Origin of the sequence: Photorhabdus aballayi, assembly GCF_026153155.1 — a bacterium.
Lineage (GTDB): Bacteria > Pseudomonadota > Gammaproteobacteria > Enterobacterales > Enterobacteriaceae > Photorhabdus > Photorhabdus luminescens.
The window spans coordinates 1-22,435 of record NZ_JAPFCD010000056.1 but is presented as its reverse complement, the minus strand read 5'-3'; the positions used below and the strand labels follow the sequence as shown (position 1 = coordinate 22,435).

General features: G+C 42.4%; 22 protein-coding genes and 1 pseudogene. 7 read left to right on the top strand and 16 right to left on the bottom strand.

The window, feature by feature from the left end; all coding sequences use genetic code 11:
* The first annotated feature begins 244 nt into the window (after nt 1-244).
* Complete coding sequence (gene aroG, locus OO184_RS20480) at nt 245-1,297, top strand: 3-deoxy-7-phosphoheptulonate synthase AroG (RefSeq protein WP_088372417.1); 1,053 nt, start codon at nt 245-247, stop codon at nt 1,295-1,297.
* 96 nt (nt 1,298-1,393) lie between these two features.
* On the opposite strand, the gene gpmA is transcribed toward aroG, so the two are convergent.
* From gpmA to tnpA, 3 genes are all read right to left on the bottom strand, one after another.
* The gene (gpmA, locus tag OO184_RS20475) at nt 1,394-2,146 is read right to left on the bottom strand and encodes a 2,3-diphosphoglycerate-dependent phosphoglycerate mutase (RefSeq protein ID WP_049583514.1); all 753 of its coding nucleotides are present in this window, start codon (nt 2,144-2,146) and stop codon (nt 1,394-1,396) included.
* 284 nt (nt 2,147-2,430) lie between these two features.
* Entirely contained in the window at nt 2,431-3,258 is an 828-nt protein-coding gene (locus OO184_RS20470; RefSeq protein WP_265380771.1) for a CPBP family intramembrane glutamic endopeptidase, read from the bottom strand.
* Between the two features lie 148 nt (nt 3,259-3,406).
* The gene (tnpA, locus tag OO184_RS20465) at nt 3,407-3,847 is read right to left on the bottom strand and encodes an IS200/IS605 family transposase (RefSeq protein ID WP_376712595.1); all 441 of its coding nucleotides are present in this window, start codon (nt 3,845-3,847) and stop codon (nt 3,407-3,409) included.
* 41 nt (nt 3,848-3,888) lie between these two features.
* Here tnpA and OO184_RS20460 point away from each other — a divergent pair, with 41 nt between their 5' ends.
* Nucleotides 3,889-5,058: an RNA-guided endonuclease InsQ/TnpB family protein gene (locus OO184_RS20460; protein ID WP_265380770.1), complete on the top strand. Its 1,170-nt coding sequence runs from the start codon at nt 3,889-3,891 to the stop codon at nt 5,056-5,058.
* Nucleotides 5,059-5,503: 445 nt separating this feature from the next.
* Here OO184_RS20460 and OO184_RS20455 read toward each other — a convergent pair whose 3' ends face one another.
* The 5 genes from OO184_RS20455 to modE form a co-directional block, all read right to left on the bottom strand.
* On the bottom strand, nt 5,504-6,139 hold the full coding sequence (locus OO184_RS20455) for a hypothetical protein (protein ID WP_265380769.1): 636 nt from the start codon (nt 6,137-6,139) through the stop codon (nt 5,504-5,506).
* Between the two features lie 45 nt (nt 6,140-6,184).
* Entirely contained in the window at nt 6,185-10,141 is a 3,957-nt protein-coding gene (locus tag OO184_RS20450; RefSeq protein WP_265380768.1) for a hypothetical protein, read from the bottom strand.
* Nucleotides 10,142-10,356: 215 nt separating this feature from the next.
* The gene (locus OO184_RS20445) at nt 10,357-10,686 is read right to left on the bottom strand and encodes a hypothetical protein (RefSeq protein ID WP_265380767.1); all 330 of its coding nucleotides are present in this window, start codon (nt 10,684-10,686) and stop codon (nt 10,357-10,359) included.
* A gap of 462 nt (nt 10,687-11,148) precedes the next feature.
* The gene (gene modF / locus OO184_RS20440) at nt 11,149-12,624 is read right to left on the bottom strand and encodes a molybdate ABC transporter ATP-binding protein ModF (RefSeq protein WP_265380766.1); all 1,476 of its coding nucleotides are present in this window, start codon (nt 12,622-12,624) and stop codon (nt 11,149-11,151) included.
* A gap of 176 nt (nt 12,625-12,800) precedes the next feature.
* Nucleotides 12,801-13,592 (bottom strand): molybdenum-dependent transcriptional regulator, encoded by a 792-nt coding sequence (modE, locus tag OO184_RS20435; RefSeq protein WP_265380765.1) that lies wholly within the window; start codon nt 13,590-13,592, stop codon nt 12,801-12,803.
* A gap of 184 nt (nt 13,593-13,776) precedes the next feature.
* Here modE and OO184_RS20430 point away from each other — a divergent pair, with 184 nt between their 5' ends.
* The 4 genes from OO184_RS20430 (at nt 13,777) to modC (ending at nt 16,698) form a co-directional block, all read left to right on the top strand.
* Nucleotides 13,777-13,911, top strand: a complete 135-nt coding sequence (locus OO184_RS20430; protein WP_074525014.1) for an AcrZ family multidrug efflux pump-associated protein — start codon at nt 13,777-13,779, stop codon at nt 13,909-13,911.
* Nucleotides 13,912-14,159: 248 nt separating this feature from the next.
* Nucleotides 14,160-14,930 (top strand): molybdate ABC transporter substrate-binding protein, encoded by a 771-nt coding sequence (gene modA / locus OO184_RS20425; RefSeq protein WP_265380764.1) that lies wholly within the window; start codon nt 14,160-14,162, stop codon nt 14,928-14,930.
* 17 nt (nt 14,931-14,947) lie between these two features.
* On the top strand, nt 14,948-15,640 hold the full coding sequence (modB, locus tag OO184_RS20420; RefSeq protein ID WP_139655097.1) for a molybdate ABC transporter permease subunit: 693 nt from the start codon (nt 14,948-14,950) through the stop codon (nt 15,638-15,640).
* On the top strand, nt 15,634-16,698 hold the full coding sequence (gene modC / locus OO184_RS20415) for a molybdenum ABC transporter ATP-binding protein ModC (protein WP_265380763.1): 1,065 nt from the start codon (nt 15,634-15,636) through the stop codon (nt 16,696-16,698). Before modB ends, modC begins: the two co-directional genes overlap by 7 nt.
* A 70-nt stretch (nt 16,699-16,768) precedes the next feature.
* Here modC and OO184_RS20410 read toward each other — a convergent pair whose 3' ends face one another.
* Nucleotides 16,769-17,587 (bottom strand): pyridoxal phosphatase, encoded by an 819-nt coding sequence (locus OO184_RS20410; RefSeq protein WP_265380762.1) that lies wholly within the window; start codon nt 17,585-17,587, stop codon nt 16,769-16,771.
* Between the two features lie 108 nt (nt 17,588-17,695).
* Between OO184_RS20410 and pgl the strand changes: the two genes are divergently transcribed.
* On the top strand, nt 17,696-18,682 hold the full coding sequence (gene pgl / locus OO184_RS20405) for a 6-phosphogluconolactonase (RefSeq protein WP_265380761.1): 987 nt from the start codon (nt 17,696-17,698) through the stop codon (nt 18,680-18,682).
* 76 nt (nt 18,683-18,758) lie between these two features.
* Here the strand turns inward: pgl and OO184_RS20400 are convergent, their stop codons facing one another.
* The 7 genes and pseudogenes from OO184_RS20400 to OO184_RS25505 form a co-directional block, all read right to left on the bottom strand.
* A complete protein-coding gene (locus tag OO184_RS20400; protein WP_265380760.1) occupies nt 18,759-19,469 on the bottom strand; it encodes a hypothetical protein in 711 nt (236 codons plus the stop codon).
* Between the two features lies 1 nt (nt 19,470).
* Nucleotides 19,471-20,187, bottom strand: coding sequence for an RHS repeat domain-containing protein (locus OO184_RS20395; RefSeq protein WP_265380759.1), 717 nt, complete (start codon nt 20,185-20,187; stop codon nt 19,471-19,473).
* An 85-nt stretch (nt 20,188-20,272) separates the two neighbouring features.
* Nucleotides 20,273-20,563, bottom strand: a complete 291-nt coding sequence (locus OO184_RS20390; protein WP_265380758.1) for a barstar family protein — start codon at nt 20,561-20,563, stop codon at nt 20,273-20,275.
* Between the two features lie 6 nt (nt 20,564-20,569).
* The gene (locus tag OO184_RS20385; RefSeq protein WP_265380757.1) at nt 20,570-21,010 is read right to left on the bottom strand and encodes a ribonuclease domain-containing protein; all 441 of its coding nucleotides are present in this window, start codon (nt 21,008-21,010) and stop codon (nt 20,570-20,572) included.
* Nucleotides 21,008-21,136 (bottom strand): annotated as a pseudogene (locus tag OO184_RS20380) (RHS repeat-associated core domain-containing protein); the annotation flags it as partial. The gene OO184_RS20385 and the pseudogene OO184_RS20380, both read right to left, overlap by 3 nt.
* A gap of 143 nt (nt 21,137-21,279) precedes the next feature.
* Nucleotides 21,280-21,510, bottom strand: a complete 231-nt coding sequence (locus OO184_RS20375; protein WP_265380756.1) for a hypothetical protein — start codon at nt 21,508-21,510, stop codon at nt 21,280-21,282.
* 28 nt (nt 21,511-21,538) lie between these two features.
* The coding region (locus OO184_RS25505) for an RHS repeat domain-containing protein (RefSeq protein WP_446500477.1) at nt 21,539-22,435 on the bottom strand (897 nt) is incomplete at its 5' end.

Below are 22,435 nucleotides of genomic sequence, written 5' to 3'. Positions count from 1 at the left end.
GAGAATTGTTTTGTCGATTTCTGGCATATTTTTAGGTATTTACTTTGCTAATTCTCATTTCTAGAGATATTTCAACCATAAGAATAGAGCTAACCACATTTGACTATATCTTGCTATGTCTTGAGTTAAGCATTGATTTATTTATTCTCTACAAAGAATATTTACAGTTTGGCTTCTAACAGTTAGATTAAAATCACAAGATTGTTTTAATTAAATATGTAAAGATGTTAGATGAGAGAGGGCTATGAATTATCAGAATGATGATATAAGAATTAAAGAGATAAAAGAATTATTACCTCCTGTGGCACTACTTGAAAAATTTCCAGCGACTGAAAAGGCTGCATTTACAGTACGTAAGGCCCGCAAAACGATTCATCAAATTTTGACGGGGGAGGATGATCGTCTGTTGGTTGTGATTGGGCCATGTTCTATTCATGATCCTAAAGCAGCAATGGAATATGCCGGGAGGCTGAATCTATTGCGTGAGGAGCTGAAAGAGGATCTGGAGGTTGTCATGCGAGTTTATTTTGAAAAACCGCGTACAACCATTGGCTGGAAAGGGTTAATTAATGACCCTCATATGAATCACAGTTTTGATATTAATGATGGTTTGCGTTTAGCTCGTCAGTTGTTGCGGGATATTAATGACATGGGACTACCGGCGGCGGGAGAATATCTGGATATGATTTCTCCGCAGTATTTAGCCGATTTGATGAGTTGGGGGGCAATTGGCGCTCGTACAACGGAATCTCAGGTCCATCGTGAGTTGGCTTCTGGTCTTTCTTGTCCGGTTGGTTTTAAAAATGGCACCGATGGTACGATAAAAGTTGCCATTGATGCGATTAATGCGGCAGGTTCCCCTCATAGTTTCCTTTCTGTCACTAAGTGGGGACATTCCGCGATTGTGAATACCAGCGGAAACAACGATTGTCATATTATCCTGCGTGGTGGTAAAGAGCCGAATTATAGTTCTGAACATGTTGCTGTCGTGAAGCAAGACCTGGAAAAAGCAGGGTTGCCGGCAAGGATTATGATTGATTTCAGTCATGCTAATAGTTCTAAGCAATTTAAAAAGCAGATGGATGTGTGTTCAGATGTGAGTCGGCAGCTTATTGCTGGGGAGAAAGCGATTATTGGTGTCATGGTAGAAAGTCATTTGGAAGAGGGAAATCAGAACCCGGACAGCGGCCTGCCATTGGTATATGGCAAAAGTATTACTGATGCTTGCATTGGTTGGGCTGACACTGAAATTTTGTTACGTCAATTGTCGTCGGCAATAAAAGCGCGTCGTGGCTGATAACATTTTTCCAATGTAAAAAAACCGGAATCGACAACTCCGGTTTTTTATGTTTGCTGGAAAATAAGGTGTCAGCAATTTTTTATAGCAAGGAAATTACTTTGCCTTACCTTGGTTGGCTACCGCAGCGGCTTTTGCTGCGATTTCATCAGCGTTACCCAGATAGTAATGCTTGATTGGTTTCATGTTTTCGTCGAATTCATAAACCAAAGGTACTGCTGTTGGGATATTCAGCTCAAGAATAGCTTCTTCGCTCATACCGTCCAGATATTTAACCAACGCGCGCAAAGAATTACCGTGTGCTGCGATAATCACTTTTTCACCTTGAGCAACACGCGGTTTGATAACTTCTTCCCAGTAAGGGATCACGCGTTCAATAGTCGTTGCCAGGCTTTCAGTCACGGGTAACTCTTCTGGTTTCAGATTCGCATAACGTGGATCATGGCCTGGGAAACGTTCATCATCTTTAGTTAAATCTGGTGGGGTGATAGCAAAACCACGACGCCACAGTTTAACTTGATCATCGCCGTATTTAGCGGCGGTTTCTGATTTATCCAGACCTTGCAGAGCGCCATAATGACGTTCATTCAGTTTCCAGCTTTTTTCAACCGGCAACCACTGTTGATCAACCTGATCCAGAATATTCCACAGAGTATGGATAGCGCGTTTCAGCACAGAGGTGTAGGCAAAATCAAAAACAAAGCCTTCTTCTTTCAACAGTTGTCCTGCTTGTTGAGCTTCGGCGCGACCTTTTTCAGATAACGCGACGTCAGTCCAGCCAGTGAAACGGTTCTCTTTGTTCCACTCGCTTTCGCCATGTCTTACCAGAACCAGTTTAGTGACAGCCATAGCTTAAACTCCTTAAAAATCAAACTTAATGATAATTGAGCGCATTATATTGCTCTATGCGCCAGAACCGCAATCTATACCCGTTATCTTTCAAGTTGCCTCTTTGTTGGCTGCGCTCACTCACCCCGGTTACATAGTTCGCTATGCTCCCGGGGATTCGTTCCCTTGCCGTCGCGATGCATCTTGAAATCCATTGGATATATAGTCTTGTTTCAAACTTTATTTGCTTGAAGATCTGAACTTCTTGCAGATGGCTGAAATAGACACCGGTCAAGTTTGGCACGTTATAATACGGTCACCAACTTGATTGGGTAAGTAAAGAACAGCAAATGGACCAAATTGAGCGCGAAATGGAACCCAACAGCGACCCACAGACGGCCACTCCACATCCATGCCAGCCCATATATTAATCCCGCAAGTGTGGCAAAAATCATCAATAGTGGACCGCCGACAAAGTGCGCGCCGCCAAACATCAAAGCGGTGATGATCAGGGCGAAATAGGGGTTAATCCACTGGCTCAATCTTTGCTGGATATAACCTCGGAATAGCGCTTCTTCCGCCAGAGAAACGAAGAAGATATTCGCCAATATAAACATCGGTAACCATTGTGGCATATGCAGTTCAACCGCTAGTCCTCCAAGAGCTGTTGCGATACTCAACAGGACGGGAATAGCAATAGCTAAGATTATCCATGCATAAGGCTGAATTTTGGCTAGTGGTTTTGTTGTAAATAGGCCAGGCATGCAACATAGCAACAGAAAAGGAATGAGTGCTTTGTCAAAGTTGAAATAGAGTGAGAATGGGGCGCTATGAGGGCCTACCTGAATTTTATCGAGATATTTCAGGTTATTAAAACCCGGGAGCAGATGTAGAAATAATGCCGCTGCAAAGGCCAGTAATAGCAGTTCAGTGGTTATTTTAATGATGTTATTTTGTTGAAAATAGATACGTAGCGCACCTAACAAAAAAATAATCGCGATAGTGGCGATTGCCGGATAGATCAGAGTTTGCGTGACGAATCCGGTAATAATCGCAGCCAGTAGAACAATAAGTGCAGTAGTGCGGTGTATAGCTAATAACGCTAGTGATGTAGCAAGTAAACCCCAAGTCATATAATTTCCCTTTATTTTTAACAAATTAAAAAACGATCTGAAAAGCAGACCAAAAATCGATGATGGATGTTATTTAGCAAAAATCGCGGTAAACCCTCGCCCAATGCGGGCGGGGATATAAGGCGAAAAGCCCACAGGGCTTTAAAGATCAATCAGGCGTTGACTGACTCTGAACATAAGCTCTCAACGTTTCAATATTCTCCCCTCCAGCACTACAGGCAAAGTATGATCTTGACCACAAAAGCCCTGTTTTGCTCTGCATTGGTAAATGTGTGTTCTGCTGTCGCAGTAAACGCGATGATACCGACTTTAAATTGTTGACCATCACACTCACTGACAGTTTTGGCGGGTATGCAACTAAAAGGTGTACATGATCTGGCTCTCCGTCCATGTCGATGATTTCGCACTGGAGTTTTGCGGCAGAAGATAAGAACGCTTCCCGTAGCTGCTCAATCATGCGCCCGTCAAAGAGCTTGCGACGGTACTTTGTCGTAAAAATTAAATGCACAATGAGCTGACTGGTACTGTGCCTTTTGCGAAGAAACCCTTCCAATGTTTCATGTTGATGACTCAATTGATATACCCACATAACATGTTAAAATATATAAATTATAACAATGAGCGCTGACGATGTTAAGAGCCACGAAAGTACGCCTCTATCCCACACCTGAACAGGCTGAGTATCTTAATGCCCAGTTCGGGGCGGTTCGTTTTGCGTACAACAAGGCTCTCCACATCAAGAAACACGCGTATAAGTATGACGGAGTGAGCCTGAGTCCGCGTAAAGATCTCAAGCCGTTACTGGCCGTCGCGAAAAAATCCCGAAAATACGGGTGGCTGAAAGAATATGATTCCATCGCGTTGCAACAGGCGGTGATCAATCTAAATACGGCGTTTGATAACTTCTTCAATCCAAAGCTGAAAGCAGGTTTTCCGACTTTCAAAAGTAAGCACGGCAAACAATCGAGCTATCATTGCGTGGGAGTAAAGGTACTTGATAGCGCGATCAAAATCCCGAAGTTATCTCCGGTCGAAGCCCGCATCCATCGTAAGATTCCAGGCGAAGTAAAAAGTATCACTATCAGTCGCGCCGCAACAGGTAAATACTACGCCTCAATACTCTGCGATGACGGTGCGAAAGCGCCGGCAAAACCATCACGGGTAACAAACGTGACAGGGCTAGATATGGGGCTTTCCCATTATGTGATCAAATCAAACGGTGACAAGGTGACAAACCCGCGTCATCTTATCAACGCCAGCCGTAATCTGAGACGTAAGCAGAAAGCGTTATCGCGTAAGAAAAAGGGCAGTGCCCGTCGTCGCAAAGCCCGCCTGCGGCTTGCATCCGTACACGAACGGGTAGCCAATGCCCGTGCGGATTTTCAACACAAACTCTCTCGCGCAATTGTTGGCGAAAACCAAGCGGTAATTGTGGAGACGCTGAAATCGGCCAACATGATGAAGAACCCTCATCTGGCCCGCGCTATCGGCGATGCGGGCTGGCATGGATTTATCACGAAACTGGAATACAAAGCAGCAGAGAAAGGCGTGCATCTGGTCAAACTGGATCAATGGTTCGCCAGTTCGAAAACCTGTCACTGCTGTGGTCATAAAATGCGGGAAATGCCCCCGAATAAGCGTATCTGGCAATGCCCTGTTTGTGGAGTCGGGCATGACCGCGATATCAACGCGGCAATCAACATCGAACGCAAGGGCATACAGGAATTACAGGCGGCGGGACTCGTCGTCTCTGCCCACGGAGGCCAGCGTAAATCCGTCACACAGACGGTTGCGGCCTGAGAAGTGGGAAGCCTCGCCGTTTACGGCGGGGAGCAGTCACTGAACAAAAAATAATAATGTATGATAGCCAAATTGCGATGCTTTTTTCACTGGTCGGAGAAGAAATCCAGCGGTGACAATTATTTTTTTGGTCAACAAAAAGCCGTGTTATTGGTAAGGCTCATAACCGACATGTACTATTATCCCCGTCATCTTTCAAGTTGTTTCTTTGTTGGCTGCACTCGCTCACCCCGGTCACTCCAGCCACCCGGTCACTCCAGCCACATAGTTAGCTATGCTCCTGGGGATTCTCTCCCTTGTCGTCACGATACATCTTGAAATCCATAGGGTATAGATCTGATTCAATAAGGTATGGAAAATAAGCTTTATTAAGATATTGAACAGATCAGCCACTTGTATAAAAACGGGTGGCTGTCAGGTTGAGCTTGATCTAATACAAATTCGCTTATTCTCGTGTACTGATTTTAACCTCCAGCTTACCTTTATTATCTGTTAATCCGGCACCATAACGCCCTTCTAAATCATCGTTAATACAAAGGTATAATTCACCAGATAACCCACTCGGGATACTGGCTTCACGACTAATCAAAAAAACGGTTTCACCGACACGGCCTACCAGTGCGCCTACTGGCTGGCCTGGTAACGTGTAATCTTCCTGGGCAATATGAGCCTTATCTCCCTCTGCCTGGCAATCGTTGTACTTTGGGTCAAAAGACCATGTGCCGCTGAGATAGGTAATGGTGGTTGTCTGACTTGTATTGACTGTCACACCGCTATTCTGCCAAGGTTTATCCGCAAGTACAGACACAGTGACTGGATACAAAATATTGGCCGCTAACTCAGCTTCTTGGGCTTGAAAGCCAGCTCCACTTAAGGCTGTGACTAACTCTGGGCGAGTTGTCGCTGGATACACTTTAGGATTAAGCAACATTTGACCAACGTCTAGTGGAGGAAGCGTTGGGAAGTGTTTGTGCAGTGCAACTGCAATCTCGTTAGCAGGAAAGTCAAGCTCACGTAAAATAACAGCAATATCAATGGGGTAGAGTGGAGTCATTAACATCTCTTTGGAGACTAAAGTCATAGCAATACTCCTTATATCTGTTGACTAAATAAACTCGCGATACAACTACCGTCTACCATAAATTTCTAGCAGGACGGCTGTTATTTCGCTGGCGCTGATGGATGGATAGGCTGATTTTAATCCTTGCCCGGTTTCTATTGCTGGATAACCCGCCAGCGCCATAGTGCGACCTAATGCTTTGGCTTGGGTTGCAGGATATTGAGTGATTAATGTCTGTCCACACTGACTGCCGGATAGGTGTTCGTCATACGCTTTCTGAGCCAATTGTTCTAGGGTTAATGCTTTGCCATATATGGTCAGTAGTATTTCGGTTATTTCGCTGGCGCTGATGGCTGGATAGGCTGATTTTAATCCTTGCCCGGTTTCTATTGCTGGATAACCTGCCAGCGCCATAGTGTGGCCTAATGTTTTGGCTTGGGTTGCAGGATATTGAGTGATTAATGTCTGTCCGCATTGACTGCCGGATAGGTGTTCGTCATACGCTTTCTGAGCCAATTGTTCTAGGGTTAATGCTTTGCCATATATAGCCAGTAGTATTTCGGTTATTTCGCTGGCGCTAATGGATGGGTAAGCTGATTTTAATCCTTGCCCAGTTTCTGTTGCTGGATAACCTGCCAGCACCATAGCGCTGCCTAATGTTTTGGCGTGGGTTGCCGGATATTTAGCGATTAATATCTGTCCGCACTGACTGCCGGATATCTGTTCGTCATACGCTTTCTGGGCCAATTGTTCTAGCGTTAATGCTTTGCCATATATAGCCAGTAGTATTTCGGTTATTTCGCTGGCGCTGATGGCTGGGTAGGCTGATTTTAATCCTTGCCCGGTTTCTACTGCTATATAGCCTACTTGCGCCATAGCTGCTGCGAGCATATTCGCCTTGAGATCAGGCAAGGATTTAATTATCAATTTGCCGCAATCATTGCCACTCATCTGTTGTTGATATGCCGACTGTGCAATTTGTTCTGGTGTTACCACCACTTCTATTGCCACTCCATCACTCCAGATACTTGGGATTGATGTTGCGGCGGTATCCGGCATGCTAGCTAAATAAAGTTGATATGTTCCTGCAATCGGGATCGGTGGTAAAGCAATATGGGCTCGTCCAGTTGTGGAATTCACAGTTTGTTGTATCCATGAATTGTTTGGAGCCAGTAAGTTGAGTAAATAATGAGTAATATCGGGACAGCATTGCCATTGAATCTCTATGCCGCCAGATTGGTAATTAGCCTGAATTTGCTGAGGAGTATCCAGACGTGACCATTGTTGAACCTGACAGAATTCGCTGGCAATATAATTGGGGTTGTTCAATGCCGCTAATGAAAAACGATATTTCCCGGCAGGTTTCAGCTTATCGAAAATAATAGCCGCTGAATTCTGTGGAGCGACAATTAAGCGGTTTTCGATTTGTCCATTTTCCTCGATTTGTCCATTTTCCTCGATTTGTACATTATAGTGACTGGCGTCTGTTATCAGATTCCACTTCAATATAAGATTAATATCTCTTTCAATAATGGGTTTCGTTTCTAAATTGATGTTCAATTCCGGTATTGGCAGACGATGCTGCTGTAATTGATTTTCTGAACTGATAAAATCTTGCCTGGTGGCGGCGACTGACCAGGTATAAACGCCAGCGACTAATTCTGGACTGATAGGGAAAATAACGGAATTATCGTTGTGATTCAGTTTCTTGTTGAATAATGTTTCGTTATTTGGCGCTTTTAATTTGACCTGATAACCGTCAGCATTTTTCGTATAGCCCCATGCGAATTTAGCCTTATGATCCTCATAGATTGCTGACAAATTTTCAGGCGGTTTGGGATTGGCAGGCTTGGGAGGATCGGGAGGTATTGGTTTGTTGTCAATTTCATCTTTAATTTTATTGATAATGTTACTTATGATAGCCGCTCCCGCAGCTCCTGCTGCTACGCCCCCGGCAGCGGCTAAAGCTTCTGCGCCGCTCTGGACTGTTTCTGTTAGTGCGGCGTCAACCAATCCCTCACACAGTAACGTCATGGCATAATCAGCGGCTTTCTCGGCGGCTGTTAACGTCAGAAAGGCAGCGATAGCTTCACGATTTTCCAATAGCCCTTGAATGAAAGATTCAGCCGCACTTTTCAATGCTGCACCGATAGCATTAGGTAATTCCTCTAAAGAGAGGTTATTTGGCAGTAAAAACTCTACGGCTTTTGGGAAGGAGAGAGTAATGAAATCCGTTCCTGCCATTGTCATGGTGTACTTACCATTTAACACAAAATACAGTTGGTCATTCTGGCTAGAATTATCCGTCTTAGTATCAAACGACGGGGAAATAGAAAACCGGGATGTGAGTAAATGCTCATTGACAAATTGGGTTAATTGGCCGCAATTGGAACCTTTACTGCTTGAGAATTTTTTTAATTCTTCGATAAAATTAATAAACTGATTGTTATCTAAATTAAATGCAGGCCAGTCAGTGATTTTAAATCCTGCGCTTTTGCTATAGGAAAAACCTAATTTCACTGAATTGGGTAACAAAGGGGAAGAAATTTTTTCCGAGGACAATGAGCCACTGATTTTTAATTCCCCGGTTTTATCTTTTATACCTGATATTTCTACATTTAAACCAAAATCATGTTTAAAAAACAACAGCCCACAGCGAAAGCCGAATTTATTTTCCTTGACGGTAGAGAAAAACAGGGTTGGACCGGGCTCCTGCCCAAAACCTGTAATTTGCAGTACAAATAATGAAATTGGATTAAGTAGCTGGATCTCTGCATTAACGCCTTCTTTGGTAATTTGTATATCCCCTTTGAGCTTCAAAGTTTCAATTAGTGTAATGTCAAACAGGGCATAGAGGTGAAATCCTGGCTGATAATGGGTGATATCCTGATTTAATAACAGAGACTTTTCGGATAAAGAGGAAATAATCGTATTTTCCTGTTTAATATCTCCATCTGTTTCGCGCCGGTAATAAAGGTTGCTTCCCGGATGAAAAACGATATCGATAAAATGACTTGGCCAGGAGAAAAGGGAACCAGCAAATGATGCTTCAAATATATCATGTATCGATAAATCTTTATTAATAGCGATGGAAGCCAGTATGGGCGTATTATCTAGAAAATAAAGATATCCACTTAATGCGGGTAGTTTTGCATAATTAATTGTTCCCTTTACCCAATATAATCCAACTTTAGGTTGTTTCTTTTCTGGCACGGCAAAGGTGTAATCAATGCCAAAAGATAAGTCATCAAATGTGACGCCAGTCATTCTTCCGTCAAAGGGCTGCTCAATAGTGCTTGCTGAGCCTTTATGACAGATTTTTAAAGATGCTTGTACTTGCTTTTCATCTGCCCTTAAAGCCCCGTCAAAACAATACGTTTTCTGGAACAAATCTAATGTGATAGTGCCTGCTATTTCATATTTTGCGTAATTATCAAACTGATATTTCAGTATTAAATTATTGAAACCAAAAATCTTAAATAATTTGAAATCAGGAAGAACGGCAGTATAGCGACTTTGTTTAATTGACTCACTTGCGGATATTCCCCGATCCAAACGCCCACTGAGTGAGATGTCTGCCTGTGGTAGATCGCCATTTTTAACGCCAACCTCAATTAAGTTGTTAAATAAATAATTCCCTTTTAAACGCAAGGTTAGCCAGAAGGTACAACTATGGGATACCGGCGTTTCCATTTCTGTCACTGACTTTGGTAAGGGTATTTGTGGAAAAATGTTACACAGTTTCTCTGCTTCTGGTGGATTGGCATGATTGGAGAAAGTAAAAAAACCTGCATCCTGTATTAATAACGGGGCTTCTTTCTCAGGTAAGTTAAGATGAAAAGCATGGTTGAGTAATTTAAAGATATTGAGATTGTCAGCTCCTGCTTTTTTTGCAGTCATATCGATATAGATTAGAGAATAACTATTGAATAAAGCAAGCTGGCATTGCATTGGGCTACGCATTTCGCCATCAAATATTTTGCACCAATCTAAATGGGCTTCAATCTCAAATCGTGTTCCCATATCTTACCTCAGATAGTAAAATGTATCGCTAAGGCTATGTTATTTGTGGTTCTAAACGTATAGCCTTATATACCCGTTATCTTTCAAGTTGCCTCTTTGTTGGCCGCACTCGCTCACCCCGGTCATATAGTTATCTATGCTCCCGGAGATTCGCTCCCTTGCCGTCGCGATGTATCTTGAAATCCATTGGGTATAGTCAATATTGAGCGGATAATTTAGGATTTTTTCTCTATATCAAATTTCTTGTCTGTTTTATTGTATTTACCCTCGGAAACAACAACATTAAGACTTTCCACTACCTTATCAACACCGGTTTCTTTCAATAATGAACCTGGTGGCGCAACGGCAATATAGATATGTTCTGAATTACCGATAGCGACTTCTAATAAAGTATTTGCAGGTTGTCCATCTTTTTCGGGTGAAACAACACTAAAAAGAAAAGGCGCTTCTGGAGCCGGGGTTGCCGATGGAATATTTAAATCAACGTTATAACTGTCTTGACCAAGTTTAAGTTTGACTGATATGACTGCGCTTAGACCGCTCATTGTTATTCTCCTAATTGGTATGTAATAGCAGAGAATCCATCTTTGGCCTGATGGAAACATTTTGTCACTTTACTGCATAATAATAGTTTAATCTAAAGTCTAATTCACTAAGTAATCTAGTTAATTAATGTGATGAATATCTATATAATGATTGTAATCGTGAAATGGAATGGTTTAATGAATTAAATTTAATTTAAAGATAAATGATTGCGGGATTGTTTTTATTGTTTTTGGCTATATGAAATTAATATTCTTATATTTAAATATATTATTTTTAAAATTGAATTATTTTACGTAGAAAAGATTAACGGTGATATCTTTATGTTACCTAACTTTTTTGACACGTTATAATTGTTACGAATAAATAAAGCCAGCATGTTTGCATGTGTATTGCTACTAGATTGACATAAACATACTTTGCAATGCTGGCTTTTGTTGCAGTATTAATCTTATTTTAATACTTTAGTTATTGATTCTTTCTGTTTTATAACGATATATGTCACCATCAGAAATAAATATCAGCCGGTGAGTAATGCATTGCGGAGCATCTTCCTGATGATGAGAAACAAACAGTAGCTGAGTATCACCGTCAGCAATCATGATATCAATAAAACGTAATACTAATTGGCGGTTTAGGGGATCAAGCCCTTGCAGAGGCTCATCAAGGATCAATAAAGCCGGATGTTTAACCAGTGCGCGAGCGATTAGAACAAGTCGCTGTTGCCCCCATGAAAGGCTGTGAAAGGGGCCGTTGGCAATCTGGGCAGATAATCCCAGTAAAGCCAGCCATTCATCAGCAAGTTGCTGTTGGCGATCTGATACCGTCTGGTAAAGACCAATTGAATCGAAGAAACCGGATAGAATCACATTACGAACGCTGATACTGACACGATATTCCAGATGAATACTGTTGCTGACATAACCTATATGACGTTTGATATCCCAAATTGTTTCGCCACTGCCGCGTTGGCGACCAAAAAGGATCAGCTCATTACTGTAGCCTTGAGGATGATCTCCGGTAATCAGACTCAAAAGCGTTGATTTTCCAGCACCATTTGGGCCAATAATTTGCCAATGTTCACCTGAATTCACTTGCCAATCTAGTCCATGCAAAATTGGCTGATCATTATATTGAACGACACCGTTACGTAGGATAATCAGCGGTTGATCGGATGGTAGCTGATCATCGACAGGAAATTCATCTGTTTCAGGTAAATGAATACCGCCCAATTTTTCACTGTGAGCCAGTTGAGCCACCAGTGAATCTGCCATCACTTCTTCTTTGATGCCAACAGACGTTAGCTGGCAGTCCGCTAATACGCCAATCTGATTAACAAAATCTGGGATTTCACTGAACCGGTTAAGGATAAGTACTAGAACGATTCCTTTTGATGATAATTTTTCCAGTAATTCAGCGAGTTGACCACGGGCGAATAGATCAAGGCCATTGAAAGGTTCATCAAGGATCAGCAAATCAGGTGAAGTCATCAATGCCTGGCAAAGTAGTGTCTTGTGGGTTTCACCGGTAGAAAGATATTTAAAACGACGGGAAAGTAAATCCATAATACCGAACTGTTTTGCCAGTTCCAGGCAAAGTTCATTATCTTTATGATAAAGCTGGATGATTTCTGCCGCAGTGCGGCCGGTATCATCTTCATCATCACTGAGCATATCAGTATTATTGCGTTGCCATTCTTCTTCCGTCAGTTTTTGTAATTGTTCTTGAGAGACGCGGGCGCACCGGTGAAATGAGCAATTTCGTTCGCCGGAAAGTAGGACTAGTTCATTTGAAAGCGCGCGGGCCAATGATGATTTTCCGCTACCATTAGCGCCAATAAAAGCCCAATTTTCGCCGGAGGCTATTTTTAGTGATGATAACTGCAAGGTACGAGTAGCACTTAAACGGAAACAGCCTTGCGTTATTTGCAATTCAGACATCTTTTATTCCTTTTTAAGCAACGCAAACATCTTCCCACAAATAAGCGGAATGCCGCAGAATGTCAATATTAACTTTTAATTAACATTTAACATTGGACATTAGGGAATGTGTGAGGCGCGTAATGTCATGATATTCCTTGATATTATGAGTTATTCAGTGATAATGGCGGCAATTCTTAACACAGAGTTGCAATAATTATCTGGTCAGCATTAAAAAGTGCAGTGATTTTATCTCCAGGATGTAGTTTCAGGTCGTTTGCTTCTTGATTAGACAGAGTAGAGCAGAGGATTGCCCCGCCATCAAGGGCAATAATAATTTCTGTGTTCTCTTCGCCTGTTTCAATTTTACTGATCTGCCCTGTCAGAGTATTGTCAAAATGACCGCTAGAGAACGGCTCTTTAGTGAGTTTCACCCAAGGTGCTTTAATGAGCGCCAATACCTCCTTACCTTCTACCAAGCCGAGACGGTTAGCGCTTTGTTCTGTTAATGCTGCGTTCAGTGATGTTTGACCATCTGCCAGTAATATGCGGACATGTTGCTGTACTGGATTATGGTCACGGTCAGTAATTGTGCCAAAGAATTGGTTACGGGCGCTGGTTTGCAGAGAAAACCGGGAAATGGCAGCTAATAGGCTATCGAGGGGAAGTTGGTCATCTTTTAGCACATCAAAGGCTTTTTGCTGAATTTGTGTCAGTAGATCGTAAAGTTGCAACAGACGTTCGCCATAATGGGTAAGATTTGCCCCGCCGCCTCCTTTACCACCTGTAGCACGGTCCACCACTATTTCATCTGCTAACTGATTCATTTCGTTAATAGCATCCCAGGCGCTTTTATAGCTGATCCCCGCCAGTTTTGCCCCTTGGCTGATAGAGCCCGTTACTTTAATCTGTTTAAGTAATAATATTCGCCGTGGATCTGCGAATAACCGTTGCTGTAATTTCAGTGTCAATAGAATTTCGGCTTGCATAATAGTTTTTTTCAGGGAATATAATCGTAAATTTTTATTGGCTAACTCGGGAAAACGCACGTTTAGCCGGTTACTGTTGTTTGTCTTTTGTCTAGAATAGTACTAATTATAGCGGTATTACCGGCTATAGTTAAAAATGTGTTATGTTTCTGGCTCATTAAATGAGCCACTATGTGAGGCTGCCATGTTTGAGTTGATTAAAAGTATGGCTTTTGCCCTGGTTATGGTACCGGTGGTGATGGTCGGAATTTTAGGTTTAATTTATGGTCTTGGGGAGCTGTTTAATATCGTTTCCCGTATTGGCCGTTCTGAAAAGTAAAATTAATATTTTTTTTACACCAGATGCTATTCTGATTACCCGGTAATTAACCGGGTAATTTGTCTTAATTAATCATAATCAGTTCCATTTTATTCATTTGGTTTTTCTATTACAGTATTTTAATTCGAATTAAATTAGATAGTAAAAGTTGCTCACAATTTGCCGATTAATATTGGAACACTCTTCCATTTGACGTTATATCTTGCTATACACAACGAACTAATGGGTAAGAAACAGGTGGAAAACAAATGAAAAAGAGTTTTGGCAAACTGCTAGTCGGCGTTGTCGTTTCTTTTGCTTTGACGTGGCAAGCGTGGGCTACGGAAAAAGTCACGTTATTCGCTGCTGCCTCGTTGACTAATGCACTTGATGATATTGCGCTACAGTATAAGCAAAAGACAAAAGGTGAAGTGGTAGCTTCCTATGCTTCATCTTCCACTTTGGCTCGCCAGATTGAGCAAGGTGCGCCGGCAGATATTTTTATTTCGGCTGATCAACAGTGGATGGATTATGTTGCCGAGAAGAAACTGATTATTGATGAAACTCGGTTAACTATGCTGGGAAATCAACTGGTTCTGATTGCGCCGAAGGCGAGTAAACTCAATAAAGTTGACATTAATAAAGAAACCAAATGGGAATCTTTGTTAGAAGGCGGCCGTCTTGCGGTTGGCGATCCAGATCATGTTCCTGTGGGTATTTACGCTAAAGAGTCTCTGCAATATTTGGGAGCATGGGAGACGGTTAATCCTCTGTTGGCACGTACCAGTAATGTGCGTAGTGGTCTGGCGCTGGTGGAACGCGCTGAAGTTCCGTTGGGTATCGTTTATGGTTCAGATGCCATTGCGAGTGATAAAGTCAAGGTGGTGGGGATCTTCCCAGAGGAGAGCCACAAGCCTATTGAATACCCAATGGCGATAATCAAAGACCATAGTAATCCCACCGTTATCAATTTTTATGAATATTTGAAAACCCCCGAAGCCGTTGCAATTTTTAAACGTTACGGTTTTCACCCACTTTAGGAATAGATTTTTTGGTTATGTTGAGTGAATACGAATGGCAAGCCATCATCCTGAGTCTGAAAGTTTCAGGTATGGCGGTATTACTAAGTCTGCCATTTGGGATCTTGATGGCGTGGATTCTTGCTCGTTTCCGGTTTCCCGGTAAATCATTACTCGACAGTATCATCCATCTGCCGCTGGTGTTACCGCCAGTGGTAGTGGGTTATTTGCTGTTGATCAGTATGGGACGCCGGGGCTTTATCGGTGAATGGTTATATGACTGGTTTGGGATCAGCTTTGCATTTAGTTGGCGTGGCGCTGCATTGGCTTCTGCTATTGTTGCTTTTCCGTTGATGGTTAGGGCGATACGTCTGGCGCTGGAAAGTGTTGATCGGCGGCTGGAGCAAGCTGCTCGGACGTTGGGCGCGAATCCGTTTAAGGTATTTTTTACTATCACATTGCCGCTCTCTTTGCCTGGAGTCATTGTAGGTACTGTTTTGGCATTTGCCCGTTCATTGGGTGAATTTGGCGCAACTATCACTTTTGTGTCCAATATTCCAGGTGAAACGCGGACGATCCCTTTGGCAATGTATACCTTGATTGAAACGCCTGGAGCAGAAACTGCCGCAGCTCGTTTGTGTATCATTGCCATTATTCTGGCGTTGATATCACTGATGGTTTCTGAATGGTTAACCCGTTGGGGAAGAAGACGTTTGGGAGCAACATGTTAGAGCTGAATTTTGAGCAACAACTTGGTGATCTTCATTTACAGGTCAATACAGAGCTACCCACTGAGAGGATCACCGCTATTTTTGGCCTTTCAGGCGCCGGAAAAACGTCACTGATAAATGTTATTGCTGGTTTGATACGCCCACAGAAAGGGCGGATTGTCCTTAATGAGCATGTACTGGTCGATATTGAAAAAGGTATCTGCTTGCCGCCAGAGCAACGTCGTATAGGTTATGTTTTTCAGGATGCCCGGCTTTTTCCTCATTATCGAGTAAAAGGTAATCTTCAATACGGAATGTCGCCGGAGATGAAACCGGAATTTGATAGCATTGTTAGTTTGCTAGGGATTGAGCACTTATTATCCCGTTTTCCTCTTACCTTGTCCGGTGGTGAAAAACAGCGGGTTGCTATCGGTCGTGCTTTATTGACGGCACCTGATCTGTTGTTAATGGATGAACCGTTGGCATCGTTGGATCTCCCCCGTAAAAGAGAACTATTGCCTTATCTTGAAAGGCTGTCTGAAGAGATTAATATCCCGATTTTGTATGTCAGTCATAATCTGGATGAGATTCTTCGTCTGGCAGAAAATGTCCTCGTCATGGATAACGGAAAAGTCAGGGCAACAGGAAAATTGGAAGAAGTTTGGTCCAGTAGTGCATTACGTCTTTGGTTACAAAAAGATACTCTTAGCAGCATTTTGAATGTTTCGATGGTTGAACATCATAATCGTTATGAAATGACCGCGGTAGCGCTCGCTGATCAGGCTTTATGGTTGCCAAAAATTGATGTTCAACCGGGAACAGATTTGCGTATCAGAATAGATGCTTCAGATGTTTCATTAATACTGGAACCTCCGCGCGGCAGTAGTATCCGTAATATTCTGGCTGTGAAAGTGGTTGAATTTTTTACTGATAATGGGCAAGTCGATGTCAAATTGGCACTGAGTGGTCACTATTTATGGGCGAGGATCACCCCGTGGGCAAGAGATGAACTTAATTTGCGGCCCGGGCAGTGGCTTTATGCTCAGATAAAAAGTGTTTCTCTTTATCGACAACTGTAATTTCTGCTAAAAGTAATAACGGGGAGCCTATCGAAGGGTTCCCCGGATGGTGGTTTTTTCAGACAAGTGATTAAAGAACGTACTTGCAAATAACTTCGGCAATACCTGGCTGAGTATTATCCAGCGTCACCAGATCGGCTTGCTCTTTAATGGCATCCTCACTATTACCCATAGCGACACCGAGTCCGGCGGCTTTCAGCATGCTCAGGTCATTAAAGTTATCGCCAAAGGCAATGACATCTTTCATGCTCATTCCCTGTGATTCAACCCACTGTTTCAAACGCATACCTTTACTGTTGCCTTTCTTGGTAATATCCACCTGATCGAACCATGACCATTCACACGAAAGACCTGTATCATTTTCGATTTGTGCAGTTACTTCCCGCAGCTTGACTAAATCAGGAGAGCTGGTGGCAAATTTCCAGATAGACTGTACTTCATGAATAGCATGCTGAAAGCTAGTAACATGTCGCATAGTTGGGCGTTGAGATTCAGGCAGGGTTTCAGACCATTTCATGGTACGGAGAACTGTGTCATACGGTTCCTCATATAACATGGCGTCATCCACATACATCAGACGGTGAATATCTGTGTTTTTTAAGTGGGTGAGAACTTTTATGGCTTCCTGAGATGACAGAGGATCTGAGGCTAATACTTTCTTTTCATGGTAATCATACAGATAAGTACCATTACAGCAGATGGCAGGAGTATCGAGTTGCAAAGCCTGATAAAAAGGGTGGATAGCGACATGATGACGGCCAGTGGCAATCAGCACCTTAATACCAGCTTTACGTGCTTCATTTAGTACAATGAGTGATTCTGACAGGATATTTTTTTGAGGATCGAGTAGTGTACCGTCCAGATCCAGTGCAATGATGCGATATGACATAAATTAGCCTCATAACTATATATAATATAAGGATATTACATTGGAACTGAATAAAGATACACCAATTGTGCGGTGAGTTTAACCGATAAAACCAATTAAGGAGTGAAGATGAAACAAGTGGTTTATACGGCGAGTCCAAACAGTTGTCAGATTCATGTTTGGAACCTGAATAATGAAGGTGAGTTATCACTGATTCAGATAGTTGATGTACCGGGGGAAGTACAACCAATGGTGGTTAGCCCGGATCGTAAACATCTTTATGTTGGCATCCGGCCACAATTCAGTATTGTCACTTACCAGATTGGCTCTAGTGGGGAACTGGTACAGAGTGGGATATCATCAATACCGGGTAGCCCGACTCATATCTCTACTGATAAACAGGGCCGCTTTCTGTTTTCTGCCTCCTATAGTTATAACAATCTAAGTGTCAGCCTAATTGATGAACAGGGGGTTGTGGGCGAACCTGTTCAGGTTATTGCAGGCTTGCAAGCACCGCATTCGGCTAATATTGACTGGGATAATAAACAACTATTAGTTCCTTGTCTGAAAGAAGATCGCATCCGTATTTTTGAGATGACAGAAGAGGGTTATCTGACAGAAAAACGTGCTGAGGAAATCCCTACGGCAATGGGTGCGGGTCCTCGCCATATGGTGTTCCATCCGAATCAGCAGGTGATTTACTGTATTAATGAACTGGATGCTACGGTGGATGTTTATCGCAAGTGGGAAAAATACCGGACTGTTCAGACGATTGATTCATTGCTGACAGATTTAGCGGGTGTTCGTTGGTCTGCGGATATTCATATTACACCGGATGGTCGTCACCTTTATACCAGTGAACGTACTTCAAGTTTGATCAGCCATTTTGTTATTTCGCCAGATGGCTTTAATTTAACGTTGGCAGGGCACTATAAAACTGAAACTCAGCCGCGCGGTTTTGCTATTGATCACAGTGGAAAATACTTAATTGCATCCGGTCAAAAGTCTGACCATATTTCAGTTTCTTCTGTAGATAAATATACCGGTAAATTGACTGAATTAGCGCGTTATTCAGTTGGCAAAGGTCCGATGTGGGTTACTGTGCTGGCCTTGTGAATCTTAATACTCTGATCATCTCACCTTGCTGTTATCTGACAACGCAAGGTGAGTTCACTGGAGTCTTGCAACACATCTATGAATAAAAATAAAGCAACTCATCCAATGAAGTTTTAAGTATATTTTTCCTGTGTTCGCTCTTAATTATCTTGATTCTTGATCCTATTTTATTTTTTAATTCATTTACCACCAACTCCATATCATCATTCAACTCTTCAAGTCTATTATCTGACATAATATATAAAAATTCAGACATTAACTGATATTCATCATCAGTAGGAAGACTGGAGTCAGCGTGACCATAAATATCATTTGTTAGATAACCAAGTGGATTATTAAGCACATAGCCCAGATAAAGTCCATCTAACAAGATCAGTGAAAAATCATCATGCATTTTAATAAGTGAAACCTGACGATTTGTATCAGACATTTCGTTAAAACAGAACAATTTCCTTTCTACAGGATCAAAAAATCTTTCAGTTACCTGATTTATTGTATAAATACGCTCATGAAGAACCAATCGACCGGAAATATCTTCATTTATATTAAGAGAAGGCATTTTATTTTTATTTGGAACAGATAATTCCATTGATAAAAGGTTTTTATTTTCATCAAATGAAAACACGTCTGAACAATCTGTTATCCAATGTTCTGTAGACATACCTTTATTAGTAGAAGAATACAAACATATAACTGATGAATTCCCACCGAAAGACCAACTGAGATTAGCATGTCGGTAATACAGCTCTGATGTCTTAACCAGTTCAATATTAGGAAGAATAAACATATTATATATCCTCCAATTTTACGGCTGGAGGAATAAAGCCACCATTTGGCCTTGGTATTTCTCCTCTTAATATCATATCTGGTGTAATAGGTAGCCCTGGATCACTGGGTGAACCACCATAAATAGCTGCTCCATTTTCACCACGTGGCCCACTTAAACCATCACTAGTAATCACATTACCTTGAGCGCCACCTTTTCCATGCGTAACAACGATATTGCCATCTTGATGGAATATTAAATTCCCATTCTTAGCTTGATAAACACCTTGCGGACTACTGAGAATTTGTTGTTCTAGATCTGATCCCAAACGTCCATGATAATCTTTACCTCGTCGAACCTTTCCATTTCTAGCATTATCAATAATCTTAGCAGCAGGACAACCGGCAAGACCTAATGGATCAATCCAGTTCGCCGGATTATGCACGTAACTGTAAGGATTTACTCCTCCGGCTAAGTTCAACGGGTCTGGCGATAAGTACTGGCCTGTTTCACTCTCGTAATAACGGTGCCGATTATAAAACAAACCGCTTTCCCTGTCTTCGTACTGACCACAAAACCGAAAATTACACGTCAGATTCCTTGGGTCGTTGACCGTCAGCACCGGCCAGCGCTCCGGTTCGCCCCAGGTGAGTAATCGACCCGCCCAGAGCAGTTCCCCCGCTTCGGTCAGAATTTCCCGCACCGTCCCTTGGTGGTCATAAGAAGGCCGGAAGATCACAAGGATCTTTGAAGTGACCCCCAATAGTTGGACAACTAATTACTGGGGTCAGTTCAATCCCACGGGGATCTTTCCGGCTTTATCTTTAAAGAATTTTAAATTGAAAAGTGTCTTGGTCAAATTTTCCAAATTCACTGATGTTATTTAGCACAGACACAAGCTGTGCAAATTCTTTAGGATATTTTTCCTTGAAAATACCACTGTTATACCACAATACAATGACAGGCTTATCTTCTGCATCAATCGGAACCATAAAGTCATATAACGCATCAGGATTATTTCCAAAGTACGGGCCAAAATCAAATTCCTTAGAAAAAAGCTGATATACTTCAACAGGTGTTTTCTGTTTATTCCCATCTAGTGTTATTTTTTTCATTACTTATTAACCTCCTTTACAGTTCCAAGAGCCTAATGCTTCGGCAGTATCGTAATGATTTGAAGTTACGTAAGTTAACCCGTCATTAGAATACAAAAGTCTGGTACCTGGTTGCTTCGCTCTAGACATACTATTATTCAGTCCGATATCAGCTTCATACCATACTCTTCCGGGGGAATCAGGTAAGATCCCCGTGCTATTAGCAAAAATATCCCCTCCTATTTGACCTCCCGGAACATAATTTCCTAACGCTTTTCCTCTAGACCACCCAGCAGCTTCCGCCTGTGCTTTTGTTACATAGTTATTTGGCAATTTTCCTGTTGCTTTTAAATTATTTACAGCATCATTAGCACTTTCTGCTGTGCTGTAATATTGTTTAAGCAGTGCTCCTTGTGCTGAGCTTGTAGGATGGCTATTTCCTGATAATGAAGCATTTACAACTTGCAACCCGAACGGGTCAATCCAATTGACCGGATCATGGACATAACTGTACGGGTTAAATCCGCCACTAAGATTTAACGGGTCGGCACAGAGGTATTGCCCGGTCTCGTTATCGTAATACCTAAAGCGATGTTAACATGAGTTCACCGCACGCTTACTTTGCTCCAGAGTATTACCTTACAGTGGATATGCGCCACGGTAGATCATAAAGAAGGCCGGAAGATCACAAGGATTTTTCCGGCTTTATTTATTATTTAATGCAACGTAAAACTAAATTATTGCTTTTTTATTGATGTAATTATTACATCTGGTTTCGTGTTTTTTTTACTTTTAATAAAATCACTAAGGTGCTCATGACCAAATTTATCACCATTAAGTTCAATTAGAGAAATAGAGTTATTTATGAATAAAACTAATTCCTTAAGTTCATCGACAGATGCTTGAAACGTGATTTCATTCAAGCTAACTAGGTCACTATCTTCTGATTCATAACCATATATTTTCATGTTATACCCTATGCTACTAATTAAGATATTAATTTGGTGGCGTCCATCCATGATCACGAAGCCATTCAATCGCTTTTTTACTGGGATTTGGAATACCTCGATGAGCATCATGGACACCGCCACTTTGGTTAGATGAAGTTCCATCTTTGTAATGGACATGTGGTTCTTGACCTGGAATATGTCCTTTATCTACCCTTTCGATGTCTCTTGGAGCTTGGCCTCTCTCGACTTGTTTCTGCATAGCTCCAGGTGTAGACGGTTTAGGGCCATATTGTTGTTGCCATTCTTTTTGACGAGCTTTCACGCTATCAGGATGCCAAGGATCACCTTTCAATGCTGGAGATGGTTTCTTTATCCCCGGACATCCCGCCAACCCGAGCGGATCAATCCAATTGACCGGATCATGGACATACCCGTACGGGTTAATGCCACCACTAAGATTCAGCGGATCTGGCGATAAGTACTGGCCTGTTTCACTCTCGTAATAACGGTGCCGATTATAAAACAAACCGCTTTCCCTGTCTTCGTACTGACCACAAAACCGAAAATTACACGTCAGGTTCCTTGGGTCGTTGACCGTCAGCACCGGCCAGCGCTCTGGCTCGCCCCAGGTGAGTAATCGTCCGGCCCAGAGCAGTTCTCCTGCTTCGGTCAGAATTTCCCGCACCGTCCCCTGATGGTCGCTCACGACATAGTATAGCTGACCTTTTTCATACCGTGCCGAAGGCGTCAGGGCGCCGGGCTCATACAGCCAGTGAATGCTCTGCTCATAGTCAACGGTGCCGTCAGCCCGGACCGGCGTCTCTTCAATCAGCTGCTCTCCGCTCCACAGGTAATCATAGCCGATTATCGCGGTCGGTTTGGCCGGCGGTCCGGCGGTGTCTGTCTCCTTCCGCTTGCTAATCCGTCGCCCGAAGGCATCATA